The sequence below is a fragment of the Budvicia aquatica DSM 5075 = ATCC 35567 genome (genome assembly GCF_000427805.1).
GTDB classification, from domain to species: domain Bacteria; phylum Pseudomonadota; class Gammaproteobacteria; order Enterobacterales; family Enterobacteriaceae; genus Budvicia; species Budvicia aquatica.
In genome coordinates, this window is record NZ_ATYS01000060.1 from 1 (window position 1) to 12,281 (window position 12,281).

Consider the following 12,281-nt stretch of genomic DNA (forward strand, 5'->3'; position numbering starts at 1 on the left):
GGGATGGCTGAGCCCAGTCAGGCCGACAGGACAATAACCCAAAAGTTAAAAGAGGTTTTATCGCTGGTTGACGTAAAAGTACTCGACCACATTGTTATGGGTCATGGTGAGCAGGTGTCGTTTGCCGAACGGGGCTGGTTATAGCTCAAGCCACCAGCCACCCATCATCGCCAAACCACCAGCTAACCCGCTCAAGGCCAGACCCACACCGCATCCCCCGTCAATTCACGGCTATTTATCAACGGTAACATGGAGATTTTCCTATGCCGACCTTACCTGCGCCAAAAACTGGCGCTTTTCATTTTAGATTATTACGCGATATCGCTCAGGACGACTGGTTCACACTGTGTCGTTTGATCACCCGAGCCCATCGGCAGCTCCGCCTGAAGCCGGAAAGCTCCGGTATTGAGCCCCCACCCGTTATCTGCAACGGTGCCGGTATCACGCCACTACGTTACGATGACAGCCTGATAGGACTCGGCGTTATCGTGTTTAACGGGGAGCATCACCATCAACTCAGCGGCGATACCTTTATTCTGAACCAACATCGACATCCCTATGACCGGGGATATTGTCATACCCACGGTCACCCCTACCGATTTATGGTCATGGCCGTATTACTGCTGGCCCATCACACCTGCCCAAATGTCTGGAAAATTACGTCTGATGTCAGTGGTGCTGAATGGCAGCATGTCGCCGATTGGTTGCAGGCTGAACTGACGATAGTGATAACGCTTCCCAATGAAATATCTACAGGAATAAAACCATGAATCTGATTGCCTGTTTACTGTCACTGAAGTCACTGGAAAATATTGATTTGATACACACCGTCCGAGTCACTCAGTCAGCGTTTAACGATTTAACCACGCTGGGTAGTGAAGGTATTTTCTACCCGGCAACGGAGAGTTCAGCGAATGCTGAGTATGTGATACTGGACCTGGAGTTTATCCGTGATCACCAGCTCGATTTTGATAAGCCCGCATTTACTGAATGGTGCCGAACGCACCTCTCTTTAAATATGACTGCGTTGCAACCTTTATCGTATTTATTTGTGATTGGGACAGATGAGCGTTAATATTGCCGTCAGCAAATTTATTAAACAATTGGTTTATTTGCATTACTCAATGACTTCCACATTGCCGAAAATGACACAAAAGCATCTGGGGGCCTACTTGGGGGCCATAACCCACAAATCAAAACAAAAATTCATTTAATTACAATATGATGTGCGTTAAATTGCATTTCTTTCATAAAAATAGATAAATACATAAATTTCACGTGAATCTATTTTGTCTGTTCATATGCCTGTTTAAGCATAGACGTTGATGGGTTATCCGTATAGCAAAACGCCCGATGATTAAAAATAATTTCACAATAAATAAAGGTGGCCATTAGCCACCTTTATAATACATTGCGATAACATTAGCCAAATCGATCAGCCCAGATAGAAAAACGTCATCACTAAGTTAACTATCGCCGCTACGGCCATCGGAATAGCGGTTCGTTTAACAACCTGGAACGGTGAGACGTTGGCAATACCGGCAATCGCAACAATCGCAGCCGTTATTGGTGAAACCGTGCGCCCAAAGCTGGTCATGATCTGCATTGGCAGGATTAAGGTAACAATATCGACTTTCAGGAAGGTCGCAATCTTTGGAACCAGTGCAGCAAAAGAGAAGAACGCTGCATTGCCTGAGCCCATTAAGAAGGCAGAAAGCGCCAGAATAAGGCTCATAACAATGATCATCGCAGCCAGACCAAATCCAGCATCCTGCGCTGCAGAAATCATGGTATCAACCGCACCGATTTTCAGCAGGCCATTGGCAAAAACCTCACCACACACAATCAATGAAACAACCAACACAAACTGTTTGCCCATTCCTTCAAAGAACAACATAAAGCTGTCTAAAACTGCTTTAGCACTTCTTAAGCGGAAATATTCAAATATTAAAGCGACGATGGTACTCATCACCATTGCGGTGGTCACTTCCATTTTGATAGAGGCATGGAAGATCGGGCTGAATCCAATAATCAAGACTAAAGGAATAACCGGCAATAATGCATAGATTAGCGGTGGGCGGCTGTCGTCGTTGTGGTTAATTTCAGCCAGTGCATTTTTATCGAATACAAAACCTTCACGCTTATCCCACCAGCGTTGAGCAACGAAGTGAGCAACCGCAACCGCAAGAATAATCGGAATAGTGACCGGAAGCTGATGATGAACAAAGTAAACTGCCGGATCCATTTCTGAAATTTTAGCAGCTAAAATTACGTTACCAGAGCCCGGACCATGGTCAATAAACTGACAGGTACCAATAACCCCTAATGCAGACAGCGGGCTGACGCCAGTGCGGACAAGGATCGGATACATCGTCACCATCAGCAACATACCTAAGCCCGCATGGCTAGGAATGAAGATAACCAGAATCTGAGTAACGAAGAATGCCACTACTAGTAATAGATAAGGCGAACGAACGGATTTCAATGGTTTTTCAAAAATAGCAAACAGCGCCTTGCTTGCTCCCACATGGTCCATATAACGGGAAAAGCCCGCAATTGCCATCAGAGTCAAACCTAATCCAGCCAGCCTTGAGCTTAAAATGTCGCTGAATACTTGGAAAATATCAAAGAACTCAAAGTTGGTGGTTTTTTTCTCAGGTAAGAGCGGAGATATATCAAAGGCGACGGTCAGTCCCATCAATAATAAACCGCCTAACAGCAACACTGGCTGCGGTTTATAGCCTTTGGCTAACATGTAAACCACCAGCGCTAACACTAGTAGTGCAAGAATGACACCAAGCATAAATAATCCTCGTCTAAGACAACCTATATAGTGTTTTCTTTAACGGGCGCTGAAACGCCCGTATGAAAAACTTATTTATTTAATGTATTGATACCCTGCTCAAGATCGGCTAGTAGGTCACTGACATCTTCCAAACCGATGTGGAATCGAATGAACTGCCCGTGTCCACTCCAATCGGTTGCACTACGCGCCCCGGTAACGTTGGCTGGCAGTACTAAACTTTCATACCCCCCCCATGAAGCACCGATACCAAACAGTGCCAATGAATCAATAAATGTTTCAGCCTGAGCTAAGGTGTATTCAGGTTTTAGTTCAATCGTCAGGAGCCCGTTTCCGCCTTTGCAGTCACGTTCATAGAGATCGTTGCGAGGGTGGTCAGCTAATCCCGGATAGTAAACTTTCTTCACTTCAGGGCGCTGTTGCAGCCACTTAGCAACCGTCATGGCACTTTGCCCATGAACGGCTAAACGGGTAGAGAGCGTTCTCATGCCGCGCAGAACTAAAGAGGCGTCATCCGCACTACTCACCTGCCCTAAGGCTTCGGGTAATTCACCAATTTGCTTCCACGCTTTTTCATTAGCCACCATGATGCCCATCATCACGTCAGAGTGACCGCACAGGTATTTAGTTGCCGCGATAACCGAGACATCGGCACCCAGCTCTAGCGGGTTATATAACCAACCGGAACCCCAAGTATTATCAACCGCTACCGGAATGCCGCGTTCATGGGCAATTCGACAAATTTCAGGCAGATCTAACATTTCATACAGTAACGATCCCGGTGATTCGGCAAACACCAGTTGAGTCTCAGGACGCAGCTTTTCTTCGAAGTCACTACCGTCAGTTTTGAAAAAGTCATAACTGATATTGTTTGGCTTTAAAAAATGGCTACAGATGGTGCGCACTGGTGCATACACTGAGTCGGCAAATAGCACATGACCACCTGCGCGGGCATATCCCATAATCGTCACGGCAATCGCTGCCAGCCCGGTAGGGAACAGTTGAGCACGATACCCGCCTTCTAATTCAGTAATTAACTCTTCCAGAGCAAATGCTGTTTCAGTACCACGCGCTCCGTAGCTAAGCAGGCGCTCGGTTTCTCTGCGTTTACGGGCATCGCGCCAGGTAGTGATAGAATCAAATAGAATAGTACTTGCTCTCATTACCGGTGGATTCACTGGTCCAATATCACGGGCAGCTCCCCGTCCGGCATGAATAAGTCGTGTTTTTAGTTTATGAGCCATTATGATTACCCCTTAAAAATACTTATTTGAATATTGGCTATATGTTTTAATAAATTATTAATTTGACGGTATATAAATAACCTAAAACCCCTACATTTATTAGGTCTCTAAAATATAATGAATTTAGCAAAACCATCAAACCACCCTTATCTAATTTGAAAGTACCACCTAAAAATCAACTAAAAAATATGAATAACCGCAAATGTTGATCGCGGTCTCACTTTAAAACATTAATAATATTAAACATTAATCCAGATAAACTTATGGTTATTAATTATTAACATAAATCAACTAGATAAATAAAAAATCAACTTTCAAACACACATAAATAAGTCACTATAAAAATAGAAACCAATAATACTATCGATACATTAATTTTATTTAAGAACAAATTAGAATTACTAATGCAATATTAATCTTAAACATCTTGTTTATCTTTTTGCATTATCACACACTGAAAACAAGCCTTGGTTATATCTATAAACAGATCATCGTTATTTTTATAAAACTCAAAAAATAGGTGGCCATTTTCACCACCGATTAAATAATCATCCAAATAAGGAGATAAATTATGTCCTCTAGCGTCTTTGACTCTGTTCTGCTGAAAAACCTATGGTCCACAGAAGAGATGCGCAATATATTCTCTGATGAAGTACGCATGCAAATGTGGCTGGACTATGAAGCCGCACTGGCTATTGAGCAGGCACAGCTGGGAATAATTCCACCAGAAGCCGCCGACGAAATCGTCGCCTGTGCAAAATTAGAACGCTTAGATATGAATTTTATCCTTGAGCAGGTTCGCCTGACCAAGCATCCATTGGTTCCGACTATTCGTGGCCTTGAGCACGCTTGTGCTAACGGATTCGGTGAGTTTGTTCACTTTGGTCCTACCACTCAGGACGTCATGGATACCGGTTTAGTACTTCAGCTTAAAATGGCCCACAAAACATTCTTACGTGACCTAAAAGAGCTCGGTACTTCATTACTAAAACTCAGCGAAGAACACCGCAATACTCCGATGACGGGAAGAACCTTAGCACTTCAAGCCATTCCAATCACTTTCGGCCATAAAACCGCCATTTGGTTAGCAGAATTAATGCGTCACCATGAGCGTCTGGTCCAACTAGAACCACGTTTATTCGTAGGCAGCGTAGTGGGTGCGGTAGGAACTAAAGCGTCATTTGGTCCTAAAGCCGACGAGCTTGAAGCCCGCGTACTTAAGCGCCTTGAATTAAACGTGCCTGAGATTTCATGGCAGCCGGCCAGAGACCGTTTCGCAGAATACGGTATGGTATTAGGCTTAATCAGCGCAACCTTAGGTAAAATTGCTAACGAAATCCTACTGCTGGCCCACAACGAAATCGATGAACTGGCAGAACCGTTTGATAAAGGCCAGGTTGGCTCTTCAACAATGCCTCATAAGCGTAACCCGGCGATTACCGAAAATGCCGCCTGCGTTAGCAATACCCTGAAAGGCAACGTCTCTATTCTGCTCGATCTGATGAAACACCAGCACGAACGTGATGGCGCAATCTGGAAGATGGAATGGAAAGTGATGCCAGAAATCTGCCTGATGCTGTCAGTCATTATGAGCAACATGAAATTCACCCTCTCCGGCTTACACGTGAAGAAAGAAAAAATGCGCAGCAATCTGGATATCCTCGGTGGCTTTATGCTGGCAGAACGCGTGATGTTTGAACTGTCCGAAAAATTGGGCAAACAAACCGCACACGAGCTGGTTTATGAAGCATCAATGCATGGGTTAGAAGACGGCGGCAGCTTTGCACAAGCCCTATCCGACGATCCGCGCATCAAAGCCAGCCTGACCAAAGAAGAGTTGGATGCCGTACTTGATCCAACCACCTACGTCGGCAATGCGCCAGAGCAAGTTGACCGCGTGGTTGCTTTAGTGAAGGCCAGTGGCTGGTTGAAATAATCTTATTTATTCACAGTCCCTGCCTCAGGGATTCATTTCGAATCCCTGAGGTCCCGCCGATTTAGCCGGGAAAACGTTCAAGATATTTATGACCAAAGTAATCAGAGTTAGCGATAACTCCAGAGACTACGTGCATGTCAGCATCCGGAAAATACCCTATGACCTATAGCGAACATTTAAGTCAGTTCATTACGACACAAAACTTTCAGTCAATTCCGGCTCAGGTGATTGAGCGAGCAAAGCTTCATCTGCTGGATACCTTTGGCGTTGCCCTTGCAGGTTCGGTTCAGACTAATGGTATTAATAGCCTAAAAGGTTTAAGCCATATACCCGATACCGAAGGAAAGTGTCACGTATGGGGAAGCCCAATCAAGTTATCTGCAGCCTATGCGGCAATGGCCAACGGAATTTCTTCACACGTACTGGATTTTGACGACACTCATACCGACTCCATTGCCCACGGCAGCGCCGTGTTAGCCCCATTAGTTATGGCAATGGCAGAAGATTTACAGTTGACCAGCGAACAAATGCTAGCGGCCTACATCGTAGGCTGGGAAGTGGCCGCCAGAGTGGGTATTGCCTCTAAGGGGTCTTTCCACCAGCGAGGCTTTCACGCCACGGCCGTTGCCGGCGTATTCGGTGCAGTCAGTAGTGCCGCTAATTTATTAGATCTATCAGCAGAAGCCTGTGCCCACGCGATAGGGCTCACCGGCAGTCAGGCTTCCGGCGTTGCCGAATACCTGACAAACAGCTCATCGGCTAAATGTTTTCACGCCGGATGGGCCGCCCATGCAGGTCTAATTTCAGCTTATCTTGCTAAGGCCGGAATGACCGGTCCGATGACCATTTTTGAAGGTCGTTATGGTCTGTATGTTACTCACGGAATCAGTGAGAATGCACAACCACAGGACGTTTGCAGCGAACTCGGAGAGCGCTGGGAAATGTTACGGGTTTCCATTAAACCTTACCCATGCTGCCACTTTGCACATGCTACGGTAGATTGTGCCCGGATGCTAAGTGACGAAGGCATCAAGCCTGAAGAGATCGAAAGCATTCACTGCATCGTAGATAAAATTGCTGCCGCTTTGATTTGTGAACCGCTAGAAAGCAAATATGAGCCCAAAACCCCTTATGCAGCTAAGTTCAGCCTACCGTATTTAGTCGCCTCGGGTATCTATGATAACAACTTAAATCTGGCGTCATTCCTACCTGAACAGTTGACGCGTAAGAATGTTTTAGCACTGGCTAAAAAGGTAAGTTATCGCTATTCAGAACCGGGAGAAATTCCCTTCCCTACCTACTTCCCGGGTTCGATCACCGTTAAGTTAACTAATGGTAAAACGGTAAGTAAGCGTTTAGATATTAACTATGGAAACCCTGAAAATCCGATGAAGGCCAGCGACGTCGAGCGCAAATTCCGCGATAACGTAGCCGGAATATTAACGCCGCAGGCAACAGAGAAAGTAATTGCTTTAGTGAGTGACTTAGAGAATCAGTCAGTAACTGAACTGGCAGAATGGCTGACTCAAACCGTTCGCTAACGATTTAACTTAAATATATATAAGTAAATAGTTCCTTGTTGTACCCGTTGCCCCGACTCTTGAACCGAGATCAGGGGCTTTTTTTTGTCAGTAATTTTCTTTTATGAGTATCCGTTACAAATTTCAGCCCTCATCGGAGTGCCCGCTTTCGCCGCGCAGCGACTCAAACAGTACTTTAGCGGCCTTCTGCGGGCTGTTATTACGCATATATAAATTAAATTTTAAGTCCGGTAACCGGGGTAAACCATCTGCTTCACCCAGAACGCGTAAGTCATCACCCAACATTTCAATCGAGCGAGCCATAATGCCTAAACCGGCACGAACGGCTGCCCGTGCGCCGGATAAGGTTGTCGCGACATAGGCAATACGCCATGGAATGCCCGCCTGATCCAAATGATTGATCGCCATATTACGATAGGTACTCGGCTCATCCAAAACCACTAACGGCAGCGGGCTATCCGGCTGAAAATCATAATCACGGCCGCAATACCATAAAGAAGGAGAAACTCTCAGCGTCAGGCGGGGATAATCCACAATCTCTACCGTCGATATCGCCATATCAACGTCATCATTTTTGAGCATATCCATTAAAAATGGGCTGCGTTTAACCACAATCTCCATCACCAACCGCGGGTAGGCCTTAGAAAAACGGGAGAGCAGCTCTGGCAGAATGGTATTTGCCGTATCGTCCGGAGAGCCAATACGCAGTACCCCATCAACATCGTCATACATCAATGACAAACAGGCTTCATCATTCAAACGTAAGATGCGTTTAGCATAACTCAGCATCTTCACACCGTGTTCCGTCAGCGCCTTATTACGGCCACTCCGGCTAAATAACTCTTTACCAATAACTTGTTCCAATCGCTGCATTTGTTGACTTACAGCGGATTGAGTACGACACACAGACTCTGCTGCTGCGGCAAAGCTATTTCCCTCAACGACCGCAACAAAAGTGCGTAATAGATCAAGCTCAAGATTAGGGATTGAACGTTTTGCGTTTACCATAAATGTAACTCTTTGTTATCTATTCTGATTTTTAATCAGAAAAATTCAATTAGTTAAGATTAATTTGATAGTTATTACATTAGCCTACAAAAACACCTAGCGCAAAGACAACAACGCTTTAAGCTCACGTTAGCCTTACTGCCCACAGGGCTTAACCAACCAAACAACGATTATTCTCTACCCATACGCGCCAAGGGTTAACTATAAAGAGTTACTCCCGCTATCACCATGATGTGATACACAATAAATGCAGTAAAAACACATAGATATAAAACACTACTTTGAGTATTCCCTCCTTAAAAAGCGAGTAGAAAAGATTAATTCAGATTTAAGCTCCAAGATAATTACAATACATAGACATATAGTTCAATAAAAACGGTTCACCACCGAATATTCACGCATTTTATGCTAAATCTATTGCATTGATTTTATCAATCAAGGAGTATCCCCTCCGACAGGTAATCGCTTGGCTATTCGATTAAGTATTGAGATAAAAAAACCATTTTTTCTTAGCATACAAACTTGAACTTCATACCAAACGCTTATTACCCCCATAAATATTACAGCTCTTATTAAAGGCTGATGCCCAACCTACCTCGATGCAGATTGGGCTATTGATCGAAATAAAGGAAAACACATGACTCAGCGTTTAAGCCGGGCCGATACGATAGGTTTAGGTCTGATGACTTTTGCCTTCTTTTTAGGTGCAGGCAATATTATTTTCCCTCCGCTGGAGGGGCAGCTAGCCGGAAGCAATGTTCTCTATGCTATGTTCGGATTTTTAATCACCGCAGTAGGTTTACCTTTGGTTTCTATTATTGCGGTTGCCCGGGTCGGCGGCGGACTGCCGTCTATGACTACCGATCTGCCAAAAGGGACCGGTACATTTGCCGCAGTGTTACTGTTTATCATTATTGGCCCTGCCTTCGCGACGCCTCGTACCGGCCTGGTTGCCTATGAAATGGCCATTAAGCCACTGCTGGGAAGTTACGATATCACCGTAAGCCAACTCTATTTACCGGCGTTAAATATCACGCTGGACAGAACGCAAGCCATCATGACAACCCTGTTCTTCGTCATCACGCTGATGTTCTCATGGAGCCGCGGTAAGCTCATCGATAACATTGGTAAAATACTCACACCGGCGCTGTTCTTGCTATTAATCTGCCTGGCTATTGGCGTTGTAGTCGCGCCTCAGGGCGAAATCGCAGCCCCGGCAGAGAGCTATCGAGAAATGGCTTTCACCAAAGGTTTTATCGGTGGTTACAACACCATGGATACTTTTGCAGCCCTGATGTTTGGCATGCTACTGGTGGATGTTTTACGCGGTAAAGGGGTGACCGAGCAAAGTGCAACTTATAAATATCTGGTGATCGCCGGCTTTATTGCCGCCGCCGGATTGGCCTTTGTGTATATTTCTCTGTTCTGGCTGGGTGCAACATCATCAACCGTAGCACCGGATGCCGCTAACGGTGGAGTTGTTCTGGCAGCTTACGTTCAGGCGTTATTTGGTCAGCCGGGCCAGTGGATTTTATCATGGGTGGTGATGCTGGCCTGCTTAACCACTGCTGTAGGTCTTGTTAGCGCCTGCGCCGATTATTTCTCGAAGTTGACTCCGCTTAGCTACCGCCAGTGGGTTGTTGTGCTTTGTATCATTTGTGCCGTTGTAGCTAACGTTGGCTTAAGCCAGTTAATTGCTTTATCTGTACCGGTACTTTTAGCACTGTATCCACTAACAATTGCGCTGGTCGCCCTGACCTTTATACGTCCTTGGTTACCAAACCCTAAATATGCGTTTCGTACCGTGATGTTTGTTGCACTGATATTCAGCCTGTTAGATGGTATCCGTGGCATCGAAGCACTGCACAGCGTAAGCTGGATTAAATCTATTCTTGATAGCCAAACTGAATATATGCCTCTGGCTAATCAGGGAATGGCTTGGGTATTGCCAACGGCAATTATTATGGTTCTGGTATTTTTAATCCCGGCCTCTAAAAAAGCACCATCAAAAGAAGCCTATAGTTCATGACGTTATAAATCTATTAACCTGATTAAAATAAGCAGCGGTACCGCTGCTTATTTTCTCCATACCCACTAAACACAGCTCTCTCGCCAGTAACAATCTTTTTTTCAGAAAATAGATATATTCACTTGCCAATTTGTATATCCAACTATAGGATTTGCCATATACATATCGTATATACCAATTCAAGGCGGTGTAGTGTGACAATATCAAATGAATGGATAGACTTGGCATCCTTCAAAAGTGGCAATTCTCAGGCTTTACGCTTAAAGAAGGAATTATTAGACGCTGCACCTGCCTTTGCTTCTGGTGCAACATTGCGACTTTTATCTGATAATACCGGCATCATCGTTGCTTCAGAAGAAAACCAGACCGAGGCTAAAAGCGACACACCGATGGTGACAGCCATGCTGGACGCCGCAGAGCTAAGCCTGACCGCACCAAAGATTATCCTACCCGGCAGTAAAGATGGACAGGTTACTAGCGTCAATCAAACCATCGAAAAATCTAAAAAGCTGGATAATGTCTGTTATGACATTCGTGGTCCGGTATTAAAAGAAGCTAAACGCCTTGAAGAAGAAGGCAATAAAGTTCTCAAGCTTAACATCGGTAACCCAGCTCCGTTTGGTTTTGAAGCACCCGACGAAATTCTGGTAGACGTAATTCGTAACCTGCCAACCGCACAAGGGTATAGTGACTCTAAAGGCCTGTATTCCGCACGCAAAGCCATTATGCAGCACTATCAGGCTCAGGGAATTATGGATATTACCGTTGAAGATATTTATATCGGCAACGGCGTGTCTGAATTAATCGTCCAGGCGATGCAAGCGTTGTTAAATGTCGGCGATGAAATGCTGATCCCTGCACCGGATTACCCGCTATGGACCGCTGCGGTTTCTCTTTCTGGCGGTAATGCCGTTCACTATATGTGTGACGAAGAAGCGGACTGGTTCCCGGATATTGATGATATTCGCAAAAAAATCACCCCACGTACTCGCGGTATCGTCATCATCAATCCGAATAACCCGACCGGTGCGGTATACAGCAAAGAGCTGTTGATGGAAATTGTTAAACTTGCCAGGGAACATAATCTGATTATTTTCTCAGACGAAATTTATGACAAGATTCTTTATGATGACGCTCAGCACCACCCGATTGCCGCATTAGCGCCGGACGTATTAACCATCACCTTTAACGGATTATCAAAAACCTACCGGGTTGCCGGATTCCGTCAGGGTTGGATGGTTTTAAGCGGGCCAAAAAAACATGCTAAAGGCTATATCGAAGGTCTGGAAATGCTGGCTTCTATGCGCCTGTGCGCTAACGTGCCTATGCAGCATGCTATTCAGACAGCACTGGGCGGGTATCAAAGTATCAGTGAATTTATTCAGCCGGGTGGCCGCCTGTACGAACAGCGTAACCGCGCATGGGAACTGATCAATGATATACCGGGTGTCTCATGTGTAAAACCACGTGGTGCTCTGTATATGTTCCCTAAAATCGACGCCAAAAAATTTAATATACTCAACGACCAGAAGATGGTTCTTGACCTGCTATTACAGCAAAAAGTCCTGTTGGTTCAGGGCTCAGGGTTTAACTGGCCTAATCCTGACCACGTCAGAATTGTGACGCTTCCTCGGGTTGATGAGCTGGAAATGGCGATTGGTAAATTTGGTAAGTTCTTAGAAACCTATCGCCAGTAAGTAAGGTGCTAAAAACGGCGGTG

10 protein-coding genes are annotated in these 12,281 nt (G+C 45.2%); 7 read left to right on the forward strand and 3 right to left on the reverse strand.

What is annotated here, in order from left to right:
* The 3 genes from YWE_RS29780 to YWE_RS0118115 all read left to right on the forward strand — a co-directional run.
* Positions 1-144 (forward strand): JAB domain-containing protein (locus YWE_RS29780; protein WP_282705583.1); only part of this gene is annotated, 144 nt, incomplete at its 5' end.
* Between the two features lie 119 nt (positions 145-263).
* Positions 264-770 carry a hypothetical protein gene (locus tag YWE_RS27770; RefSeq protein WP_051323429.1) on the forward strand — a complete coding sequence of 169 codons (507 nt, stop codon included), beginning with the start codon at positions 264-266 and terminating at the stop codon, positions 768-770.
* Positions 767-1,075 carry a hypothetical protein gene (locus tag YWE_RS0118115; protein WP_029095803.1) on the forward strand — a complete coding sequence of 103 codons (309 nt, stop codon included), beginning with the start codon at positions 767-769 and terminating at the stop codon, positions 1,073-1,075. Before YWE_RS27770 ends, YWE_RS0118115 begins: the two co-directional genes overlap by 4 nt.
* Before the next feature lie 360 nt (positions 1,076-1,435).
* On the opposite strand, the gene dcuC is transcribed toward YWE_RS0118115, so the two are convergent.
* Both dcuC and metC read right to left on the reverse strand, forming a co-directional pair.
* Positions 1,436-2,803 carry a C4-dicarboxylate transporter DcuC gene (gene dcuC, locus YWE_RS0118125; RefSeq protein ID WP_029095804.1) on the reverse strand — a complete coding sequence of 456 codons (1,368 nt, stop codon included), beginning with the start codon at positions 2,801-2,803 and terminating at the stop codon, positions 1,436-1,438.
* Positions 2,804-2,874: 71 nt separating this feature from the next.
* Complete coding sequence (gene metC, locus YWE_RS0118130; protein WP_029095805.1) at positions 2,875-4,047, reverse strand: cystathionine beta-lyase; 1,173 nt, start codon at positions 4,045-4,047, stop codon at positions 2,875-2,877.
* A 571-nt stretch (positions 4,048-4,618) separates the two neighbouring features.
* Here metC and purB point away from each other — a divergent pair.
* Both purB and YWE_RS0118145 read left to right on the forward strand, forming a co-directional pair.
* Positions 4,619-5,983, forward strand: a complete 1,365-nt coding sequence (gene purB, locus YWE_RS0118140; RefSeq protein WP_029095806.1) for an adenylosuccinate lyase — start codon at positions 4,619-4,621, stop codon at positions 5,981-5,983.
* A 158-nt stretch (positions 5,984-6,141) separates the two neighbouring features.
* Positions 6,142-7,524 (forward strand): MmgE/PrpD family protein, encoded by a 1,383-nt coding sequence (locus YWE_RS0118145; protein WP_029095807.1) that lies wholly within the window; start codon positions 6,142-6,144, stop codon positions 7,522-7,524.
* 123 nt (positions 7,525-7,647) lie between these two features.
* Here YWE_RS0118145 and YWE_RS0118150 read toward each other — a convergent pair whose 3' ends face one another.
* Positions 7,648-8,532, reverse strand: a complete 885-nt coding sequence (locus tag YWE_RS0118150) for a LysR family transcriptional regulator (protein WP_029095808.1) — start codon at positions 8,530-8,532, stop codon at positions 7,648-7,650.
* Between the two features lie 637 nt (positions 8,533-9,169).
* On the opposite strand from YWE_RS0118150, the gene brnQ reads away from it, so the two are divergent.
* Together brnQ and YWE_RS0118160 are read left to right on the forward strand one after the other, a co-directional pair.
* Positions 9,170-10,561, forward strand: coding sequence for a branched-chain amino acid transport system II carrier protein (gene brnQ, locus YWE_RS0118155; protein WP_029095809.1), 1,392 nt, complete (start codon positions 9,170-9,172; stop codon positions 10,559-10,561).
* Positions 10,562-10,755: 194 nt separating this feature from the next.
* Positions 10,756-12,258 carry a pyridoxal phosphate-dependent aminotransferase gene (locus YWE_RS0118160; RefSeq protein WP_227659966.1) on the forward strand — a complete coding sequence of 501 codons (1,503 nt, stop codon included), beginning with the start codon at positions 10,756-10,758 and terminating at the stop codon, positions 12,256-12,258.
* Positions 12,259-12,281: the final 23 nt, after the last annotated feature.